18 protein-coding genes, 2 tRNA genes and 1 pseudogene are annotated in these 21441 nt (G+C 54.7%); 13 read left to right on the top strand and 8 right to left on the bottom strand.

Annotated features, from left to right (window positions below; translation table 11 throughout):
* Positions 1-22: 22 nt before the first annotated feature.
* Positions 23-95 (bottom strand) — tRNA-Asn (locus L9H78_RS07620).
* A gap of 339 nt (positions 96-434) precedes the next feature.
* Here L9H78_RS07620 and L9H78_RS07615 point away from each other — a divergent pair.
* The 9 genes from L9H78_RS07615 to L9H78_RS07575 all read left to right on the top strand — a co-directional run bounded on the left by L9H78_RS07615 (position 435) and on the right by L9H78_RS07575 (position 10728).
* Positions 435-1817, top strand: a complete 1383-nt coding sequence (locus L9H78_RS07615) for an FAD-dependent oxidoreductase (protein WP_249617521.1) — start codon at positions 435-437, stop codon at positions 1815-1817.
* A gap of 120 nt (positions 1818-1937) precedes the next feature.
* Positions 1938-2011 (top strand) — tRNA-Ile (locus L9H78_RS07610).
* A gap of 177 nt (positions 2012-2188) precedes the next feature.
* A complete protein-coding gene (locus L9H78_RS07605; protein WP_249619728.1) occupies positions 2189-3436 on the top strand; it encodes a tyrosine-type recombinase/integrase in 1248 nt (415 codons plus the stop codon).
* Between the two features lie 679 nt (positions 3437-4115).
* Entirely contained in the window at positions 4116-4325 is a 210-nt protein-coding gene (locus L9H78_RS07600) for a helix-turn-helix domain-containing protein (RefSeq protein WP_249619727.1), read from the top strand.
* On the top strand, positions 4325-4891 hold the full coding sequence (locus L9H78_RS07595; RefSeq protein ID WP_249619726.1) for a hypothetical protein: 567 nt from the start codon (positions 4325-4327) through the stop codon (positions 4889-4891). The genes L9H78_RS07600 and L9H78_RS07595 overlap by 1 nt, the downstream gene beginning before the upstream one ends.
* A complete protein-coding gene (locus L9H78_RS07590) occupies positions 4892-6190 on the top strand; it encodes a hypothetical protein (RefSeq protein WP_249619725.1) in 1299 nt (432 codons plus the stop codon).
* Positions 6191-8068: 1878 nt separating this feature from the next.
* Positions 8069-9235: a tyrosine-type recombinase/integrase gene (locus L9H78_RS07585; RefSeq protein WP_249617520.1), complete on the top strand. Its 1167-nt coding sequence runs from the start codon at positions 8069-8071 to the stop codon at positions 9233-9235.
* A gap of 106 nt (positions 9236-9341) precedes the next feature.
* Complete coding sequence (locus tag L9H78_RS07580) at positions 9342-10268, top strand: GAF domain-containing protein (RefSeq protein ID WP_249617519.1); 927 nt, start codon at positions 9342-9344, stop codon at positions 10266-10268.
* Positions 10261-10728: a Panacea domain-containing protein gene (locus L9H78_RS07575; RefSeq protein WP_249617518.1), complete on the top strand. Its 468-nt coding sequence runs from the start codon at positions 10261-10263 to the stop codon at positions 10726-10728. The genes L9H78_RS07580 and L9H78_RS07575 overlap by 8 nt, the downstream gene beginning before the upstream one ends.
* Before the next feature lie 112 nt (positions 10729-10840).
* On the opposite strand, the gene L9H78_RS07570 is transcribed toward L9H78_RS07575, so the two are convergent.
* The 5 genes from L9H78_RS07570 to L9H78_RS07550 form a co-directional block, all read right to left on the bottom strand.
* The gene (locus L9H78_RS07570; RefSeq protein WP_249617517.1) at positions 10841-11599 is read right to left on the bottom strand and encodes a hypothetical protein; all 759 of its coding nucleotides are present in this window, start codon (positions 11597-11599) and stop codon (positions 10841-10843) included.
* A gap of 127 nt (positions 11600-11726) precedes the next feature.
* Positions 11727-11948, bottom strand: coding sequence for a hypothetical protein (locus L9H78_RS07565; RefSeq protein WP_249617516.1), 222 nt, complete (start codon positions 11946-11948; stop codon positions 11727-11729).
* A 1-nt stretch (position 11949) separates the two neighbouring features.
* Positions 11950-12237, bottom strand: coding sequence for a MarR family transcriptional regulator (locus L9H78_RS07560; RefSeq protein ID WP_249617515.1), 288 nt, complete (start codon positions 12235-12237; stop codon positions 11950-11952).
* Positions 12238-12431: 194 nt separating this feature from the next.
* Entirely contained in the window at positions 12432-14027 is a 1596-nt protein-coding gene (locus L9H78_RS07555; RefSeq protein ID WP_249619724.1) for a glutamate-cysteine ligase family protein, read from the bottom strand.
* Positions 14028-14284: 257 nt separating this feature from the next.
* Complete coding sequence (locus tag L9H78_RS07550) at positions 14285-14707, bottom strand: DinB family protein (RefSeq protein ID WP_249619723.1); 423 nt, start codon at positions 14705-14707, stop codon at positions 14285-14287.
* A gap of 283 nt (positions 14708-14990) precedes the next feature.
* Between L9H78_RS07550 and L9H78_RS07545 the strand changes: the two genes are divergently transcribed.
* A complete protein-coding gene (locus tag L9H78_RS07545; protein WP_249619722.1) occupies positions 14991-15518 on the top strand; it encodes a hypothetical protein in 528 nt (175 codons plus the stop codon).
* A 77-nt stretch (positions 15519-15595) separates the two neighbouring features.
* Here the strand turns inward: L9H78_RS07545 and L9H78_RS07540 are convergent.
* Positions 15596-16959: pseudogene (locus L9H78_RS07540) on the bottom strand (CitMHS family transporter).
* Positions 16960-17172: 213 nt separating this feature from the next.
* Here L9H78_RS07540 and L9H78_RS07535 point away from each other — a divergent pair.
* The 3 genes from L9H78_RS07535 to L9H78_RS07525 all read left to right on the top strand — a co-directional run bounded on the left by L9H78_RS07535 (position 17173) and on the right by L9H78_RS07525 (position 20209).
* Complete coding sequence (locus L9H78_RS07535; RefSeq protein ID WP_249619721.1) at positions 17173-18384, top strand: bifunctional alpha/beta hydrolase/OsmC family protein; 1212 nt, start codon at positions 17173-17175, stop codon at positions 18382-18384.
* A 103-nt stretch (positions 18385-18487) separates the two neighbouring features.
* Complete coding sequence (locus L9H78_RS07530) at positions 18488-19309, top strand: enoyl-CoA hydratase (protein ID WP_249619720.1); 822 nt, start codon at positions 18488-18490, stop codon at positions 19307-19309.
* A 69-nt stretch (positions 19310-19378) separates the two neighbouring features.
* On the top strand, positions 19379-20209 hold the full coding sequence (locus L9H78_RS07525; protein ID WP_430622727.1) for a serine hydrolase domain-containing protein: 831 nt from the start codon (positions 19379-19381) through the stop codon (positions 20207-20209).
* A gap of 75 nt (positions 20210-20284) precedes the next feature.
* Here the strand turns inward: L9H78_RS07525 and L9H78_RS07520 are convergent, their stop codons facing one another.
* On the bottom strand, positions 20285-21214 hold the full coding sequence (locus L9H78_RS07520) for a CE1 family esterase (protein WP_249619719.1): 930 nt from the start codon (positions 21212-21214) through the stop codon (positions 20285-20287).
* Positions 21215-21441 lie beyond the last annotated feature (227 nt).

Below are 21441 nucleotides of genomic sequence, written 5' to 3'. Positions count from 1 at the left end.
TGCTTAGCGGGGCGATGTATTGCTCCTCCAACTGGGCTCGAACCAGTGACCCTTCGATTAACAGTCGAATGCTCTGCCAACTGAGCTATGGAGGAATATAACTTACGTCTTCCGGCGAGGCTTTAGATCTTGAAGCTCTGAGATTAACTCCGAGTTCTTCTTAACCTTTCGGCCTGTGCCTTCCGGCGCAACGATGATTAACTATATAAGCGTATTTAATACAGTGCAAATCGCCAGCTCAAAGGTGCTATTTGTTGCTAATTCGCGGGTATTAGGGGTTAATGGTTTGTGCTTATACCGTCATAATGTGACGTTTGCTAAGACTGGAATTTTTCACGCGTGCATGTCGTTGCGGAGGACAGCAACACCAATTGACGCTAATTGGCGCCAGGCGGGCAGATTGACCGAATGAACGAAGAAAGGCCTAACAACGAATGAGCGAAAACATGAAGGTCGACGTTCTCGTTATTGGTTTCGGCAAAGCCGGTAAAACCATTGCGATGAACCGCGCCGCAGCAGGCGACCGGGTGGCTTTGGTGGAGCAATCCAGCGCCATGTACGGCGGAACCTGCATCAACATTGGCTGCGTGCCGACGAAAGCCCTGCTCACCGACGCAGAAAGCCACCACGCCAAACCCACCGCTGATGATTCCACGGCTTTCGCGGAAGCCATCCAGCGCCGCGGAACGCTGACGTCGAAGATGAACCAGGTGAACCTCGACCTCGCGGAAGGCAAAGGCGTTATTGTCGTCGACGGTCACGCTAGCTTCATTAGCGAAAAGACCGTGGAAGTCACCGGCGGCGATGACCGCATGGAGATCGCTGGCGAGACCGTCATCATCAACACCGGCGCTGTGCCCGTCGTCTTGCCGTTGCCAGGCGCCGATCTGGAGCGCGTCATCGATTCCACCCAGGCACAGCAGTTGGATGAGCGCCCAGAATCCCTCCTGATCGTGGGCGGCGGCCCTATCGGCATGGAATTCGCGACCTACTTCGCTAAATTCGGCACCAAAGTGACCGTCGTCGATACCGTCGACAAGCCATTTGCCAACTTTGATCGCGACATTGCAGAACACGTCGGCACGATCATGGACAACTTGGGCATTACGTGGATCACGGGAGCGCAGGTCACTGAATTCCGCGAAAACGGTGCCGATTCTGTCACCACCGTGTGGAAAGACAGTGACGGCAACGAACAAACCGCCGATACCGCGCAGGTACTGGTCGCCGTCGGACGGAAACCGGCGACGAAAGACCTTGGTCTGGATAAGGCTGGCATCGAGCTGACTGAGCGCGGGGCAGTAGCCGTCGACAAGCACCTGCGCACCAACGTCGAAGGCGTCTACGCTGCGGGTGACGTCAATGGTGGGCCGCAATTTACCTACGTGTCGTTTGATGATCACCGCGTGATTCTGTCGGACCGTTGGGGCGATGGTTCCCGGACGACGGAAAATCGTGTGGTGCCGACGGCGACGTTCATCGACCCGCCCTTGGCGACGGTTGGTTTGGGTGAAGAAGCCGCCCGCGAGGAAGTCGAAGCACGCGGCAACACTTTGGATGTCAAGGCAGCGGATATCAAGGATATTCCGATCATGCCGCGCCCGAAGATCCTGGGTAAACCTGAAGGACGCGCGAAGATCCTGGTTGAGCGCGAAACCGACCGCATCGTGGGCGCAACCTTGCTGTGCGTCGATGCCCAGGAGTTGATTAACACGTTGGCACTGGCGATGTCTGCTGAGATTCCAGCAAGCACCGTCGGTGGCGGCATCTACACTCACCCAAGCTCAAGCGAGGTTTTCAACGCTTTGCTGGGGTAGTGGTAGACGGCGATTAATTTGCCGTTATACTTAAACAAGAGTTTCGGTACTTCGGCTCGGCTGCTCCACCGCAGAGATTTTGCGGTAGAGTCCTCGGGCCGTGATGTGCGGGAACTGGAAGGGGCTATAGCTCAGTCGGTTAGAGCAGTGGACTCATAATCCATTGGTCGCGGGTTCGAGCCCCGCTGGCCCCACAACTTAGTATTTCCCCTGGTCGTGAATGACCGGGGGTTTTGTTGTATCTGTGCAGGTTAACGGCATGATACTATGTTGCCACAGGTGGACAAGAGTTGCCACTTAATGACTCTGATTAGGGAAGAATTAGGGAATATTCCCCCTTGTTTTCATCCCTTGTTGTGGAAGGCATGGCAATGGCACGGAAGAAGTCTGAGCGAACGCGCCGGGCATTCGGCAAGGTATCGGTTAAAGGCAAGCGCGTTTATGCGGAATACACCGGCCCGGATGGGCGCATACATACCCCTGGTCATTCTTTCCCGTCAAAGATTGATGCGGAAGGTTGGTTAGCGGGTGAGCGCCGCCTGATTGACCTCAGTGCCTGGACTCCGTCGAAACAGCGACAAGAGGAAAAGGCGCGCCGGGCCCTCGCGGAAGAAGCTAACGGTATGACCGTGGGTGAGCTTGTAGATGATTGGCTTACTAGGGCTACCAACTTGAAGGAAACTGCAAAGCGTACCCACCGTAAGAAACTTGAATTACGGGCCTTATGCCCTTCGATACCGGGGCAGCTGGATAGTCTGAAGGATGTTCGCGTACTGGATGTGGATAGGCAGCGCGTGCGTTTGTGGGTAGAGCAGATGTTGGCGATATGGCCATATGGGGAAGATGGCTACCATGCTTGTTACTACGCCCATAAGCGTCTTGTGACTGCATTTAACTGGGCAAAAAATGAGCTGGAGCTGATTGAGAACAACCCGGTGTCTGGGGTGAAGATGCGCAAGCCACTACCTAGAAACAGGGATGAACCGGTGTTTACTAACAAGGAAGCAAACACCATAGTGAACACGTTTCCTGAATGGCTGCAGCACGCCCCGCTAATTCTGCTGTATTGCGGATTGCGACCGGGGGAGATGCTGGAGCTACGCCTGAAAGACATTTCTGGGGTTAATCCCGGCGCGACGATGGTGCTTAAGGTTCGCCGAAACATGCAAGATGTTGACCGGGTAGAAGGTGGGGGTAAGGAAATACTGATTAACGATGTGCCTAAGACTGATGCGGCGCTAAGGGATGTTCATGCACCGGCCTGGGTTGCTGATGCTATCCGTAAGCATCTTAAAGACATGGCTAAGACTAAGCCGGAAGACCTCGTAGTTAGCCGAAAGAATGGTAACCAATTTACGCAGGGAAATTTTCGTGACAGGTATTTTAATCCGGCTAAGAGGGCAGCGGGCCGTGGGGAAGATAGCACCGTATATTCTTGCCGCCGTTTTTATGGCACACAGTTAGTGCGTTTGGTCATGGCAGGCAATTTGTCGTTGGAAGAAGCGCGCCGTCTTATGGGGCATGAGACAACACAGCAGTTGATGGAGTACATGCGTGCAGAAGCTGGTTACCAACAGCGTGCAGCCGCTGCCTTAAACGAGTTGCAGATAAAAGGTTAGGTCAAGTGCGAGTAGAGCGCACAACGTCGTTGATGGATGAAGTAATTAAGACACTGGAGGTGAATGGTGATGCCGCGGAAGAAGTCTGAGCGCTACCGTGATCGGGATTCCGGGTCGGTGCTGCAGGTTCGGGACGAGGGCCACATTTTGGGTAACTTGATTGTCAATCGGAGGGCCGGTAATTTTGCGCTACGCTTTCCAAGGCTAAGAGTTTTTGTCGATAACCGCCCCGTGGTTACGGATGCCGTAAGTGGGAGCGACTATAGGTACCGTCAGTACTTTGAAAAACAAAAACGAGAGCGGCGACCACGAACGATTACGCAGGATGGGGAATATATTCGGTTCCCTGATTTCGTTATCCGGGCCGAAAAGTTACTGCCTACAGTCTGTAAGGCTATCGAAGGGGGTTTGCGGGAGATTGAGTACTCCAACTTGCGCCGCTTGTTGGGAATGTAACCTAGTGCCCGTTGTGTCCGCTTGTGGTGTATATTGGCAATTGTCCAGCTTGCAAGTGCGACCCGTCTACTAAAGCAAGCCGCCTCTAAGGCTTAATGTTGGGATAAACGGGGGACGGTAGAGTTTCAACTACCCACGTCAGGCTAAACGGCCTGGAGTGCAACAAGTGCCCGATTCGTTGGGGCTAGTTGCCATGCCTTGAGCATGGGGAAAGTTGACCATAATGTCCACTGAGTCTAATCATGGGTTGCCGCGTTTGATTACGCTGCAGCAAGCCGCGGACAGCACCCAATTAAGCGCACGTACTCTTCGGCGCTATATCGCTGAGGGGCGTTTAACTGCTTATCGCGCCGGGCGTGCCATCCGCCTAAAGCCTGAAGATGTTGACGCCCTGTTCACCCCCACCAATAAATGGGACGGGGGTGTGGCTTAATGAGCGAACAAAGCAGAACCCCCGCCATGAACGACGAGGGCATTAAAGACACCCCATATTCTACCGCGTCTTTAGAGACAACGCTATTGCATGGCTTGTTTTCATGCCCGGCGCGCTTTGTTTGCGAGATTGTGGACGCTCTAGAGCGCATGGATTTCGCCGATGATGACCACTATGAGATATGCACTCTCATTGCAGCTAATGCCCGTGAGGTTGCAAGGCAAGCCCCGGAAGACCACTTAACCCCTGTGCGGGTGCAGGCTCAACTACAGGATGCTGGCAAGCTCACTGAGTCCATGGCCCATAAAATGCTTGCCGTGGCTAGTACCGGAAGACAGCCGGTAAGCCAGGTAGAAATAGGTGAGATAGTTAAGGCGTTGCGTCTGGAGCGTACCCGGCGCGCTATGCGCATTGCCGCCGATGGGCTGCATGCCGCCGCCGATGGTTCTACTACTTGGATGGCTAAGGCTATTTCGGATGCCGTGCATTTGGTTGGGCTGGCTGATCGCGCCGGGCTGAATACGGGCCGTGTGCATGCGGTTGATGCGGCTAAGGGGGTGGCATAAATGAGTGAGCAAAACATAGTGCGCTACAACCCGTTGAGTGATGATCGTCGCCGTGAGATTGAGCGTGAGGTTTTTGATGGCAGTGGGCAAGCTTTAACCCGGTTGAGGGAGGTCTCTCGCGACTATGGCTACAGCCCGGTGGCGTTTCTCATTCAAACCATTCAGTGGGTGTTATCTGCCATGCCCGCCGGTTGTGTGCTGGATGCAGGGCGCGGGCCGATAAGCCTGAATCTGTTTAGTGTGGTCTATGGGGTTCCAGGTGGTGGTAAGGATTCCTTAGCTAATGACATTGCAGAGCTAGTAACCATTGACGATGCTGGTAACAGAATTGAACCAGTTGAGGGCTTTCTTGGCAGTGGTGAGGGGGTGCTAGAACAACTGCAAAGCACAGACAACAGCCCTGAACCTATTTTGTTTCGTGAGTCTGAAGTAACCCAATTAGGCACCTACCTAGATCGCCGTGATTCGTCGCTAAGGTCTGTGTTGCTGAAGATGTTTTCGGGTAACCCGTTGGGCAATTCCACCAAGCAGGAAAAGATTAAGGTTGCTAGAAATAGATACACAGCTGGGGTGTGGGTAGCGGTGCAACCTGAAAAGGCCTATGTGATTCTTGGGGGTGACGATGATGGGTTAAGGCATCGTTTTGTGTGGGTTGATTGTGTTGATGCTGATGCTCTGGAGCTACCGCCACGGAAAGGTGTCTTGCATCCGGTGGTGATTCCGGAAGAGGTAATTAAAGGAAGGCCTATTGGATTTCCTGAGATTGCGCGGGAAGAAACACTGAAAGCGCGGTGGCGCGCTGTGCGTTATGGCGAGTCTAATGGCACTAGTGGACATCGTAACCTTATCCGTGCCCGTCTTGCCGCCGGTCTAGCCTTACTGCATGGCAATAGAAGCGTGTCTGAAGCTAACTGGCGCCGCGCCGGGGTGCTGATGGATTACAGCGATAGTGTTCGTGACTATGCCGCGTCGGTGACTGCTAACCATGAGGTTGAGCGTAAAGCACAGCGGGCCGCTGTAGAAGATGATGCAGAAACGCGCGTCCATAAGAACCGTACTGAGAAATTGCGCACCACGATTTTTAAAGCCGTACATGCCCATGGTGAGCGCGGGGTGTCGTGGTCTGAAGCAACTCAGAATCTAAACAGCAAAATTCGGGGTAGGTCTGTCGCTGATGGCCTACTGGAGCAATTGGCTACCGCCGATGTGGTGCATGCCGACGAAACTAGTGGCAAGCGGATGCTGAAGCCCGGTACTAATTTCGATGCTGCTTATGCCGCTGAAGCCGGTAGCGCTTAGGCTTCCTGCCTGATTGGCCGGGTGTCCTGCCAGTCCTACCGTCCTATGCAGCGTATGGGGCATTTCGGGTGTCCTATGTGGTGTCCTATCCGTCCTACCGGCTAAGGCGACGTTGTTGCGGTGCTAGTCCAATAGGACGGCAATAGGACGCCAATAGGACGGGTAAAAAACGCTCTGACCTGCATAGGACACATAGGACGCATAGGACACCACCCCCACACAAACACGCCACCGCAACCATTACCGCGCCGGGTATCTAGCCTTATCGCTAAGCGTGTCTGTATGGCCGTCTCACGGCTTCGGATAGCCGGTGTCTTAACCCCTCCGCGGTCATGCTGATGGCCTGCCGCACGGGCCTACGTGCTGAATTATTCGTGCGTATGTCGAAGCACCCTCCCCCTTCTTGTCTTGTGGGTGCTGTCTCTCTCTCCAGTGCTATAACTCACATGGTTAGCCCCGGCGTGCTACGGGGCGCTAAAGGGTTGCATTTCAAACGCGACCCTTCCGAGCAATAGCCCGGCGCGCTAGGGGGTGTCTTTGTTGCTGAATCTGGCTGAAGTAGACGCGCTGTGTGGCCGTCTAAGGCGATGAATGCCCGCCGGTGGTGTGGTTGTACCCTTGGACTGCTGAGAATGGCTCTGGGCTTGTTACTGTTTTGCCAGGCTATCGGCTGTTTTTTAGCCGTGCTTGGGCTTCGGGGTTGGTGTGGTTGCCGCGGTGTACCTGGACATTTTTGACCGTGTAGTCTTGCCGGTACTTTCCGACATTTTTGTCGAAAAGTCTTGGCCTGTACGTTCTCATTTTTGAGCACCTAGTCTTGCCTGAGGTTTTCCCCGAAAATGGTGTAAGTCCTGACGCTACCCCGCGTGCCCGGCGCGATGTGTGGATGTGGCAGTATCGCGCCGGGGCTGTGTGCTAGCTATGCGCCGTAGTCTTTACGTGCTCTAGGGCTTTCAGTAAGCGCTTAACGGGGTAGGTATTTTGCCCATACATTTCTGCTGTCACCGCCGCCATTGTTAAGCAGTCGGGGCAAGGTTGTAGTACCTGCTTCCGGTATGCCAGTACTACGGGTCTAATTGATTTGTGGTGCATGAAAATGGATACCTTGCCGCCTTGCTGTGAGGGTATACAGTATCCGCCGTTGAGGTAAAAGAGTTTCTTCCCGGCTAGGTCGACACAGCCCCTTGGGTTCATACGGGTGCAGTAGGTGCCGTCTTGATGTCCGCCTACCCCTAAGTGCCATACGCCTTCGGTGGTGTCTGCGAACAGGTATCGCACGTAGTGCTGGAGCCAGGCGCCGTGATAGTTATCGGGCTGGTCTGCAGCAGGTCGGTTGACGGTGCTCATAGCCCCACCTCGTAGAGGTAGCTAGCTGCATCGCAGGCAGCACAGTGGCGCTTATCCGTATCGGGTACTACTTTGGCACCACTGTTTGGGTGATACCGGATGCCGCATAGGGTGTGAATGGCGCCGTTGGCTTCGACGTGGTGAACGAGGTGGCGCCCCCGTGGTTTGGTTGTGCTGGCCCGGCGCGCCGGGTCTGTCGTTGTTTTGGGTGTGGTCATGATGGCCCTTTCAAGGTGTCATTAGGGAAGAATTAGGGAATATTCTTACCTGGATTTCCTAGAAGTAGCCGTCTAGCTGCATTTATATGTGTTGACTTGTGGAGCCCCGCTGGCCCCACAAAATGGGGGTAGCCCAGGTTAGTAATAACCTGGGCTTTTCTCATGTAATCACCACTTGTACTGCGGTTATGCTAACTGTGCAGTAGCGTGCATAGGCGTGCAAATGGGGGGGATTCATCTTCCAAATATCTTCCATATATGCCATGATCTTCCACAAATCTTCCACGATAATTCCACGCCAGGAGACCCAATCATGGCCACCAAACGGAAATTTGGATCAATCGAGCAATTACCCTCCGGCAAGTGGCGCGCCCGCTACACCGGACCAGATGGCGCCGCGCACAAAGCACCCATCACATTCTTCGACTCCGACGATGCAGCCGCCTGGCTCAAAGGCGAACGCAAACTCATCGAATTCGATGCCTGGAGTCCACCAAAACAACGCGCCGAACAAAAGCAACAAAACACCACCCCGGCATACACACTAGGCAGCTGGCTAGAACAATGGCTTGAAACCCAAAGCCACATCCTCAAGCCCTCCACAATGCAGGACTACCGCAAAACCATCGGTAATCGAATCCTGAACACCACTGGCCGCGCGGCACAACTCAAAACCGTGCCCCTCGAAGAACTATCCCGCCGCGACATTATCGACTGGTGGGACGCACTAGCCGCCAAATACGGCATACAGTCCACCAGCTACAGCGCATTCAAACGTCTCCACACAGCACTCGTCGCCGCCGTCGAACGCGAAATAATCCCCACCAACCCAGCAGCCAACATCTCCGCAATACAAAAACCAAAACCACACCGCAAAAAACTGCCCGACATCGAAGTCATGAACGCCATCGTCGATGAAATGCCCGAACGCTACAAACTCATCGCTATCTTCACCCTCTTCCACGGACTCCGCATCGGCGAAGCCCTCGGCCTACGACGCTGCGACATCACCGACAACGGCACAACCATGACAATCCACATCCAAGGCACCGCCTGGCGCAAACAAGGCGAAGGTATGGTCTACGACCCCAACCCCAAAACAGACGCCGGCCGACGCGAAGTCCCCATCTTCACCCGCTTCCACAACACAATCCGCCAGCACCTAGACACCTACACCGGCACCGCCACCACAGCCTGGGTTACCACCACACCCACCGGCCGCCTACTCATGGACACCACCTACAGAACCGCACAAAACAACGCCAAAACCCGCGCCGGGTATGGTGATGTGCGTATTACTCCGCATTACGGTCGTGTCTGGTTGATTACGACGCTGGCAGAACAAGGTATGACTCCGGCTGCGATTGGTGAGATCTTAGGCCAAGTGGATCTCAAGACGATTACTGAGACGTATATGCGTGCGAGCCAGACGAAGACTAAGGAAATCTTTGGGCGTGTGGATTCTTTGCTTGGTGAATAGCGCCAGAAGTAGAACTTTGATGGTGTAGAACTCAAAATCCAATTCTTAATTGATGAGAGGAACAGATGCTTAATCAACAGGTCTGTGTGCCAGGGTGGAATGCGGTATGAAAAGGCGGAATAAATTTGTTAGAAAGCCTGCTCAAAATAAGAACGAATTCCGGAAACCAAAAGAGACAAAGCGCCATAGTATTGAGGGCACTTTCCGTGTTTCGGGCATTATTTGTTCCGGGTTGTTACCGCCGGCGTTAGGCGAAGGACAATGGGCGTTCTCGTCATTGTTGCTGTTATTTATCGCTGCTGGTGTATTCGCGCCAAATCTCACGAATTTAATACTTCGGAATAAGGCGAATCCGTTGGATTATATGCGCCGATTTACATCGGCAGTGCCGGGGTTTATTCAGCCAATTTCGGACTATATCCAATCTGACATGCTCGACCATCATAAAGATGCACTGCTAAATGACCTGGTTGCATGCACATCGAGCGCATTGAGCGATGATGCCCGGATATGCGTTTATAAGTATGCGCTTATGGAAGAAGACAAGGAAGACGAAGATCGTGACCGGTTTGAGCTTATAAAGTGCCACGGCCGTCCTGGTGATGCACGAGAATACTTCGACAGGAATACCGAAGAGGGGAGGGCTCTGTTGGGGGCCGTTGTGGGCGAACGCCAAATAATCGTTGTCGAGGATGTCCAAGAAGAGCATAAAGACTTGGTTGCGATAAATCCGAATATACATAATGGGTATCAGTCGTTTGTTGTCATTCCAATTGAGAGCGCACGGGTAGGCGGTGAACAAGAGCGGAGACTTCGAGGGGTAATAACTATTGATTACCCGGAAAAACGGAAATTCTATACCTATGACCGTGAAATTTATTTAGGTATCGCCAAGGCGTTTGAGGTCGGATTTGCAACAATCCGAAAAGGAGGGCAAGATACGCAAGACGTAATGCCAGAGATTTATAGGCAGATTAAGAGTAGACTTGCGGCTGAACGCGACAGTCGGGATGGAGGTGGCAGTCATGCATAATACGACTATTCACGATGTTGCCGCCTATATTGTTCGCTATTTTGGGAAACCGATTTCTGCAATGAAACTGCAGAAATTGGCATATTTCTCGCAAGGTTGGTCGCTCGCATTGCTTGAAAAGCCGTTGTTCAACGCTGAATTTCAGGCCTGGCGCCATGGTCCAGTCAACCGCGACCTATTTTCGCGCCATAAGGGACAGTTTCATGTCTCGTCCTGGATCGGAGACCCGGAGAACTTGGGGGAACTCGAGAAACTTGTTGTTGACGGCGTGTTGACTAATTATGGTGCATTAAGCGGAACGGACCTTAGTGAATTGACCCATATGCCGGATTCGCCCTGGACATTCACCCGTGAACAAGCGGGCGTTCGGCCACGTGCGAGCTCCGATGTCGTTATCGATGAAGAGCTCATGAAGAAGCATTTCAGGCGTCAACTGGAAGAATCTTCAAAGATTGCGTGAATCTACGCATAGCTCTTGTTCTAGCCCCGCTGTTTGTATGAACCCGCGGGTTGAACTCTTAGAAATTGCCTAAGAGTTCAACCTTTGTTCAGTTCTGCACCACCCTAAATTTTTAGGATCCCATTTCGTCTGCACATTGCTGCGTCCACCCGCTAGTTCCATCGGTAAAGAAGCTAGTGCCAAGCTGATGCAGTGCCGGGTCGCCACACTCACGGATAGTCTTATCCAATTCATGCGGTGTGCCTTCGCTAGGGGATTCGGTAAAGCCAACTACTGGCTTGCTGGATTTACTATTTCCGGACTGGCTGTCCGGTGAGCTCACAGTGAAATCATTAAGCGCCCCGTCTAGATCCCAGGTGATGGGCTCCGCATTCGGGATAAGTGTAGTACTGTACGTCATCTTCTGCGCAGATGGAGGAGCAACGAGAGCAATAGCAGCTCGCCGCTTCGCGCCGGGCTGTAGGTCAATGAACTGAGACGGATTGTTACTGCTACAAGGCGGTTCGCCGGTTGGCTCAAGATCAAGGTGTTCGATTTCGAATCCGTCTTTGTCAGTAAAAGAAAACTCCGACGGCCATAGTGCTTGCACAATTGCTTCGGTTGTAGTGTTTTCTACCGTTGCGATTAGCTCAAATTTGATTGCATCGCTAGCCGGTTCTTGGTTAAATTCGCAGCCTTCCTGGTGGAGCTCAATATCGGAGACGATCACCCCAGCAATATCTACGGTGTCGTTTAGGGAATAACTCTTATTGGTCGGGGCCTGGCTTTCCGACGCTGAAATACTTGGAGCGGATTCAAACTCATCGGACTCATTTGAGCATGAAGCAAGAACTAAGGGTGTTGCAACAATCAGGGAGACAAGACGGCGCATCGATAGATCCTTTCTGCCGGTGAAATTTAACCGTATCGCAGTCAGGGTTTGTGCGCAGAGGGTTCGGAACATTTTCCAATTTGGAAACAGTTGCTTGGTAGTTGAGCTCTCCATCGCCGTAGGTGTTTTAGCGAAAGTTATTTTGTCCCAGCTGTCGCCGTTGCCGGGCTTCGACCCACACCTCAAGTAGGTGCTGGGTAACCTCCAACTCGTCAGCAACCGCGGGCAAACAATCACCATGCCACTGCGCGGCTAACGCAAACTCCACAGGCGAGATTAGTAACTTCGCCGCCCACCTATCCGCGCGTGCCTCCTGGCGTAGATTGAAAAACCCGTTATCTACCGGCATATCACCGTAAACCGCAGTAGTGATCTAATGCTCTACCGTGGGCGCTCTGACCTGGTTCCTTTCGGAATTTCCGAACAACCTCACCACGGTCTAATTCTCCAGAATTCACAAGATGCTTCACATGCTCACTCACACTCGAGCGCGAAACATCAAACAGTTCAGCTATCTCTTTCTGGGTTAGCCAAACACTTCCATCAATCAGGCGCAGGTGAATCTCGACACGGCCATCATCGGTGGTGTAAATGACAAACTCACCAAGGCCATCGTTGCTTATTTCAGGCTCGTTCATGACTTAGATCATCCCTTAAATTGCTTCCGCATGCAGTACGCCGTCCTGGTTCTGTGAAAATGCGGAATCTGTCGGCTACACCGCCCCTGGGGTTATCCACAATCGCGGACACGTAATGACAGCGAATTTCGCCTCCAGTCGAGCGGACGCTGTGCCCGTTGTTTATCAGCGTCTTTAACTGTTGGTGCTATGACTTAGCTGATATCGGTGGACCAGGTGTGCACCGGTTCGCCGGATTTCTGATTGTCGATATAAGCGCTGAGCATGCGCGCGATGGCTTGCCGGCGCAGCGTGCTATCCGGGCCGTCATGATCCTTGGCAGGCGCATCGGTAGTCGGATTGACCGTGGCGTCGGCCGTGGAAACGGCGGCAGAAGCATCGCGGTCATTAGCGTCGTGACCAGCCTCGGCACTAAGGGCAGCGGTCGCGTTGTCGAGTGCTGCTAGCTGCCAGGTTGCACCATTCTGTCGGTTCCGTGCGCGCCCTTCGATGATCCCTAGATGCTTCTGAATCAACGCCGGGTTCACCTCGAGTTGCTCCAAGCCCTGCTCGGCTTGCTCCAACAAGTGATCGGTCACCAATTCGGCGACGGGGATAGTCCCCAGCGTCGGCCAGGTCATGTTTGCGTGGATGCCATCGCGGGCCCCGGCGAAGAAGTTGTTCGCCGCATCGTCGAAAGACAAGCGCGACCACACCGGTCGTGTCTGGCCGACGAGGAAGTTCACCAAGCCGTAGTAAAAAGCAGCATCGGCGACGATGTCCGCCACGGTGGGGCCGGCGGGCAACAAGCGGTTTTCCACGCGGATATGGGACAGCTCCGTGTTCGGATCATAAATTGGGCGGTTCCAGCGCCAAATGGTGCCGTTTTGCATATTCAGGTAGTGCAAGCCTGGTTTGCCATCGGTGACGATCGGAGTGCCGGATTCCACACGATCTTCGGGCAACAGTGGCGAAAAGTAGCGCACGTTTTCTTCGAAGAGATCGAAAGCGCTGGTGATCCATCGCTCACCGAACCACACGCGCGGGCGCACACCTTGCGTCACCAATTCTGGGGTACGGGTATCGATGGATTGCTGGAAGACAGGGACGCGGGACTCATGCCAGAGTTTGTGCCCGGCGAAAAGCGGGGAATTCGCGCTCAGCGCGGTTTGCACACCCGCGATGGCTTGCGAGGCATTCCACGCGGCCGCGAAATGGTTCGGGGAAACCTGCAGGTGTAGCTGGATCGATGTGCACGTGGATTCCGGGGCGATATCTTCAAAACCGTGCCGGTATTTTTCCTGGCCTTCCAGTTCAATATGGACGAGCTCGCCGCGGGATTCCAACACCGAATTCGACAGCGCCTTGTAGCGGTTCTCGGAGGTCATCCAGGCCGGATCTTCCAGAAACTCCGTAGTTACGCTGGGAAGCGTACCGATCATCGCGACTTCCGCATCAGCTTTGTTCGCGGCCTCGCGCACAGTGTTGAGCCGCTGGTTCAACCCGTCTTCCAGTTCTTGCAGGCCGGTGCCAGAAATCGATAGCGGAGGGTGGTTCATCTCCACGTTATAGGCGCCGATTTCCGACTGGTATTCGTCGTCAAGCGGAGCCAATACGTCGCCGTTACATGTCTTTGGCTGCATATTCTTGTCGACGAGGTTGAGCTCGAGTTCCAACCCGATGGTGCCCTGATCGATGAATTCGGCTTGTTGCAAATGCCGGTCGAAGACCTCGAGATCGTCGATCAAACGTTGGCGGTAGCGCGTGCGCTGGCGCGGCGTATAGGACTCGGAATTGACTGCATCACCCATGCTGGCCAAGTATAGACCGGTGTGCGCTGGGGATTCCGACTTTTATGCAGTGCCAGGACGGGCGAAGTGGAATGGGGCGACTTTATACTTCTTTATACTTTCGGCCAATTTATAAATAAGTATAAAGTGGCGCAGCGTAGCACTTCACGCCGAGGCCAACAAGATTAGTTCCACATCCCGGCGACATAAGCGGCTTGCGCGAGGTGCGCGGTGGCGTCGTCGATAATTGACACCAAGCAGGTGCCACGGCTGATCGGTTAGCCTTCATATTCGGCGATGATGTCACTGAGATCATTATCAGCGAGGCCGCGGCAGTAGGCGGCTAAGGCATCGAGCGTTGCGGCGACGTAGCTGCGCAGATGGTCGAAGTCTGCAGCATCATGGAGCTGGATCTGTGCGGCATCGTCGGCAGAATGACCGTAACCCAGGCTATCGCCTACGTCGCCAAGCGCCAGGGCAGCCCGGTACTGGCTGGAATACCACACGTCGTTGCCGGTAAGGGCCGACAGCTGTACATCAATCTCGCGGCCGGTGTGCCAGAGCAACCAGGCGATGGAATTGGGGTGACCCTCGGGATGCTGGTTGAGCTGCTCGGCACTAAGGCTGGGTAGCGCGGTGAGTACGTCTTTCGGGTGGGCTGCGAAGTCAAGGAGTACGTCGATTCCGTTCGTGCGCCCCATCTAGTTCTCACTAGTTATCGCGGCAGCAACCCCGCAATGCCTGGGATTGACGATTGGGGTAATCCGGCAGCGATGTTGGTGAGCAGTGGTAAACGTCTTTTTCACAAGCCTTAGACCACAAGGCTAACTATGACTTGTAGCACGGTGGAAAAATTTTCTCGTATGTTTCCTTGCTCTGGCGAAGTAAAACGAGGGTTGATACTGTGAGATCAGTCAATTTCTACGGGGAGGGAATTTGCCGTTCATGTGTGGAACTGAACTGGCGGCAAACAAAGATTAGGATATGAAGCATGAAGATGATCCGCAAAATTCTCGACGACGTGACGAAGATTCACACGTTGCAAACTCCGCGGGTGGAGCAGGCAGCTCGCGAGATGCACTTGAGGTCAGCGACCAGAACTCAGCGCGCCTTCGGCCGAGTCGGGGGACGGATCAATTATCAGATGAGCAGGTACTCACAGGAACTGGAAGATTCGCGGCGGTAGCTTTCCACGGCCCAATTCCGCCGCCTTCGGTAATCAAGGACTACAACCGGATATCTGAGGGTGCTGGTAGTCAGATTCTCAGAGACGCTCATGAAGACGCGGTGCAAGACAGAGAAGTTAGTAGAAGGTCTTTTGAGTTTGCGATTTTTGAGGCTAAGGTCAGGCTTGTTGCAGCGGTAATGCTGCCTCTAATTGCTTTCTTGTTCATCTCCTTATTTTTATTTTTCCTGGAGCCATCGGAATCATTAGTCGGTGCAGGGGTTGCAGGCATTGGCGGGGTTGCGCCGTTAGTTCATGCGTTACTCAATCGAGGCAAACATGAATGAGAACCTTGGTTTTGCTTCGATTGAACTTACTAGGGAATGCTTTACGTAACCCCTACGCCAGCAGATAGGCTGCAACCCTATGCCAGCATTCCCGTTGCAAAGGCAATGCCCACGATAATTACGGAGAACACCCACGCGATCGGGAAGGCCAGCTTCAGGTAGCGGCCCATCTGCGCGTTTGCCAGGCCGAGTGCCAGCCACAGAGCCGGGGAGAACGGCGAGACGAACGTACCAATCACGTTGCCCAGAATCAGCGCGCTGGCTGCACCCAGGCCGGAAATATCGTAGGCGGCGACGGTTTCTTGCACAATTGGCAGCACAGAGAAGTAATACGCATCAGTCGAGGTCAACAGATCGAGTGGCACACCCAGCATGCCGACGGCGACGTGCAGGTACGGTCCGGCGGCTTCCGGCAGCACGTTAATCAGGGACAGCGCGATGGCTTCCAGCATTCCGGTTTCGTTCAGCACACCCAGGAACATTGCGGCGGCGATAATGATTCCGGCCATCGATAGCGCGTTTGGTGCGTGCCGCTTCAGTGCGTCTGCTTGCTCCGCCTGCGAGGTGAAGTTGATGATGAGCGCTAGCGTGGCGGCAATCAGGAACGTCGGTGCAGGAGGCAACAGCCCAGCCAGCAATACCACCAGTGCTGCCAACACAACCAGCACGTTCAGCACAGTCGGCACGGTGCCGGAGCGGAATTTGTAGCCTTGCTCGAGTTGTTTTTCGCGTTGTTCCTGCTCAAATTCGTCGGCAATGGCGTGCACGTCAATGTTGTCAGTGGCTGGCAGGTCACCAGCAGCTTGCAGTGCGCTAATCCGGCGTTTCTCGCGCACCCCCAGGGCAAAAGCGATCGCCACCACGAACAGCAACGCCAGCCCCTGCATCGGGATCAGGTGCATCCACACGGTGTTCGTATCTTGTGAGATCACCGCACCCGCGCGCCCCAGCGGTCCGCCCCATGGCACCATGTTCATCACGGAAGCCGCCAGCGCGACGATGGTCAGCAGCACATACCGCGCATATGCAGCGCCTGGTAGAGCGGCAGCAGCGCGGGGATCGTGAGCAAAAACGTCGTCGAACCTGAACCGTCCAGGTGCGCAACCACACCAATCAAGCCCGTGCCGACGGCTACTGCCACCACGTTTCCGCGCGTGGTTTTGATCAGCGCGCGGATGATCGGTGTGAACAGCCCGACGTCTTGCAGGATGCCGAAGAAGATGATCGCGAAGATGAACATCACGACGACCTTCATCACTGAACCCAGGCCCTCTTCGAAGAAGGTCGAGAGGTCTTCCAGCCCAAACCCGGTGATAAACGCACCGATGACTGGTACCAGCGTCATTGGGATTAACGGATGTGTTTTGCCGCGGATCAAAATGCCGACGGTGGTGCCTACAATAAGCAGACCCATGAGGGTCAGGCCGAGTTCTGATTGCATGGCATCAGATTAGCGGGATGGCATAGCCGAGGAGTCGAAAGTAGCTCAAGGGTGCTGAAAGTCTCAGATGGGGCAAGCACGTTGCCGCGGATACTGAAATTATCGTGGCTGTGCCAGCCGGATTGCCAGCCAGATTCCTAGCCCGATTGCCAACCAGGTGGCCAGCCGGATTGCTGGCGGTCGCGGCGAACAAAACGTCGTATCCTGGTGGCCATGACTACTAGCGAAAACTTCACCATTGCAGGCCACAGTGGCATCCAGTTGGCGGCGCGGTTGGAAAGCCCGGCCAACCCGAGTGCGTATGCCTTGTTGGCGCATTGTTTTACCTGCTCCAAGGATTCCCCGGCGACGTCGCGCATCGCTAAGCAGTTGGTGCAGGAAGATATCGCGGTGTTGCGGATTGATTTCGCGGGCCTGGGGCATTCCGAAGGCAATTTCGAAGATTCTACGTTTTCTGGCGACGCCCAGGATGTGGTGGCGGCCGCGGAGTGGTTGGAGGAGCATTATCAAGCCCCGCAATTGCTGATTGGTCATTCGCTCGGTGGTGCGGCGGCGTTGGCTGCGGCTGCCGATATTGATTCGTTGCGTGCGGTGGTCACCATCGCCGCGCCGTATGATCCGGAGCATGTCACTGGTTTGTTTGCTGGTGCACTGGACGATATCGCTGAAGATGGTTCGGCATCGGTGAAAATCGGTGGCAAGACTGTCTGCGTGGGGCAGGGGCTTGTCGACGACCTGCGCGGATTTGATCAAAAAGAGCGCATTGCGGCGATTGATGTGCCTTTGTTGGTCATGCATTCGAATGCGGATGAGTTGGTCGATATCCATAACGCGCAGGGAATTTATCGCGCGGCACGTACCGTGAAGTCGTTTATCATGCTGGACGGCGTGGATCACTTGCTCAACAAGGATAAGCAGGCACAGCACGTCGCGCAGATGCTGGCTGGCTGGGCTCGGCCCTATTTGCCGGATACCCCGGATGTGGACCGCGACGACTGCGCCGATGAGCGCTACAGTTATACCAAGGAAGGCGTTGTTGAAGCGCGACTTACCGGTGATGGTGATTTCGCCACCGAGCTTCGCGCTGGAAGTCATCGCTGGATCGCAGACGAGCCGAAGAGCGTGCCCGGGGCCAAGGACACTGGCCCGAACCCGTATGACATGCTGCAAGCGTCGCTGGCTACGTGCACCGCGATGACGATGGGCATGTATGCGCGCCGCAAAAAGTGGGACATGGGTGATACTAAAGTCACCGTGACCCACGAGCGCGATAAGCAAGGCGTGACGACGTTCACCCGCGTGCTGCATTTCGACCCTGCACTGAGCACGGAGCAACAGGAAAAACTGACCGCAATTTCCGAGAAGTGCCCAGTGCACAAGACGTTGCACGGCGAGATCCATATTGTGACGGAAACCAGCGAGTAGCCTTCAACGGCAGAGCCATATTGAAAAGCTAGCTAACCTGGCATACAGATGCGTGGCTCAAGCGAGTTACACGCACATCACGTTTCACAAGGAGGAGCCCCTCATGGCTACAAACAACGACATCACTGCACATAACGATTCCACTGCACAAACCGATTTTGAGACTATTCAGACGGAGACCCGCGGCCGAGTAGGCATCATTACGCTGAACCGCCCCAAAGCATTAAACGCTTTGAATCAGCAGCTCATGCTTGAGGTGATTTCTGCAGCACAAAAGTTTGATGGCGACGACAGCATCGGTTGCATTGTGCTCACCGGATCCGAGAAAGCCTTCGCAGCGGGCGCTGATATCAAAGAAATGGCGAATAAATCTGCCACTGAAATGTACATGTCGGATTGGTTTTCCGAATGGGAACAGCTGACGCAAATACGCACACCGTTGATTGCGGCCGTGAATGGTTATGCGTTGGGCGGTGGCTGTGAGCTGGCCATGATGTGCGATTTCATTATCGCCGGTGACAAGGCAAAATTCGGCCAGCCAGAAATCAACCTGGGAGTTCTGCCAGGCATGGGTGGTACGCAACGGTTGACCCGCGCCGTCGGCAAGGCAAAGGCAATGGAAATGTGCCTGACTGGCCGCATGATGGACGCAGATGAAGCAGAGCGCTCGGGTTTGGTTGCCCGCGTTGTTGAGGCAGACAAGCTTGTCGACGAAGCCGTGTCCGTTGCCGAGACCATTGCGAATAAGTCGCTGGTGGCAACAACGATGGTGACAGAAGCCGTTGATGCAGCATATGAAACCACTTTGCGTCAGGGGCTGCTGCAGGAGCGGCGTTTGTTCCATTCTGCTTTTGCTTCGGAAGATCAGAAAGAAGGAATGGATGCCTTCGCCAACAAGCGTGATCCGGAGTTCAAGCACCGCTAGTGCACGGCGTATGCTGCGCGATGTAATCACCGCCCGCTGGATCTTCTGCTGAGGTTTACACTGGTGAGCATGACAAACCATGAACCACTGACATCTTTCGAAAAAATCGCTGACTGGCCAGTTGAAAATGTGGCTGCCGCGCTGATTTGGGACGGCGAACTCGCCCACACCCTGGGCGACGATGAGCACGTTTTCGCAGTGGCCTCCGTAACTAAACCGGTGGCCGCGTATGGCTTTGCCATGGCCGTTGAAGAAGGCGTGTTTGCTTGGGATACGCCGGTGGGTCCGGAGGGCTCGACCGTGCGGCACCTGCTCGCACATGCCAGTGGGATCGGGAAAGATGCAGAAAACCCGGATCGCGCCCCGGAAGAACGCCGTATTTATTCGTCGGCGGGCTTTGAGGTGCTGCAGGAAAAGCTCGAGGACGAAGCCGGCATGGATTTTGCCGAATACCTTAAGTTAGGGTTGTTCGAACCGTTAGGCATGAACAACACTGTGTTGAAAGGTTCGTCTGGTTACGCGTTGGAAACTACCGCGGCTGACTTGGCCCGTTTTGCCCAGGAAGTGCTGGAGCCGAGTTTGCTGGACCCGTCGACGGTAAAAGAGATGCTGACGCCGCAGTTTGCGGACTTGCGTGGAATTGTTCCCGGCTATGGCATGCAGAAACCATGTGTGTGGGGGCTGGGCTTTGAAATTCATGGCACGAAGGATCCGCACTGGATGGGGGCGGCCTTGCCGGACAATGCCGTCGGGCACTTTGGCATGTATGGCTCTTATATGTGGTTGCTGCCAGACGAAAAAATCGCGTTGCTCGCTCTCACCGATAAAGACTTTGGCGAGTGGGCCAAGCCGTTGTGGGCGGAAACGAACGACGCGATCTGGCAGGAGCTGCAGGGCTAGCTTCCCGGGGGAGGTTTGGGTGGCTAGCGGCAGAAGCTAGGAGCAGGGACTAGAACCGGGCGCTAGAACCCGGTGCTAGGCCTGGTTTTTAAAGAACTCCCACACCAGCAGGTTGGCTGATGGTACGGCCTTGAACCAGGTGTGGCCGTTGTTCACCTGCGGGCTGACAACGGTGGCGAATTCCGTTGCAGCACGGCAGTTGCTTCCGGAAACGGTGTGGGCGCCAACGATCCAGTTGTTGACGTTGCCGCCTGGTGCGCAACCGTTGCGGGTGGCGAATTCATCGAAAACTTGGCGTGCGGCTTTGTAGTGGCCGCCGTGATCATTGGCGCCACCGTTGATGTTGATGACGTGATCGTCTTTGTGGTGCATGATCAGCGTTGGCACGGCGGCGTCGGGTACGCAGTTAGAGACTGTCGCGTCGTAGTAGGCGCCGGCAGAGCTGGCCACTCCGGCGACAAGATCCGGTGCATGACACGCCAGACTGAGTGCTGCACCGCCGCCGTTGGAAAGCCCGGTGGCGTAGATGCGGTTGGTATCCACGTTGTATTTCCCGGCTAGATCAGCGACGAGTGCACGGGCGAAAGCGGCGTCATCCTCGACGCTTTGCGCGGCGTAGTGTGGTCCGCCCCAGGCTGGTTTGCCCTTGAGCTTATCGGTGACGCCTTGCGGGTAGGCGACGATGGCGTCACTGCCCACGGCTTTGTTTAAAAAGGAATGCCCGCGGAAGGCGTCTGCGGTATCCCAGGCGCCGGAATAACCGAGAACCACTGGGTAGGCGCGGTTCGGGTCGTAATTGGCGGGTAGGTCCACGATGAAGTGGCGTGGGGTGCCGTTGACATCAATCGTCCGCGTTTCGGTGGGTTGCCCAGCGATGGCGGAGGAGATCTGCACCAGCGGGTCCGTTGTCGATTGTGCATGACTGACAGGGGCAGTGAGAGCCAGCAGGCTGCCGAGGGTACCGGCAGCGACAGCGGCGCCGAGAGCGCGGAAGGATGGTTTCATGAAACCGTAGCCTACGTTATGTTCTGGTCAGATACCAGCCTGAAAGTTCCCTGAAGCGCACTACCCACGTCAGGTGTGAATGTTAATTAGTGGGATTACAGTGATGTAAGTTTCTGAACTGCGCCGATGGAAAAACCTTCAAGCAGCACTTCAGAAAACGGGGGTTCAATGGCGGCTTGAGGGTTGCTGGTGTGACTGGTGGGGTAGTTGAATCATTTGTGGCGCAA

Origin of the sequence: Corynebacterium pseudodiphtheriticum, from assembly GCF_023509295.1 — a bacterium.
In the GTDB taxonomy this organism is placed as follows: Bacteria; Actinomycetota; Actinomycetes; order Mycobacteriales; family Mycobacteriaceae; genus Corynebacterium; species Corynebacterium pseudodiphtheriticum.
Note: the sequence above shows the minus strand (reverse complement) of the source record. Positions and strands in the feature narration are given on the sequence as shown.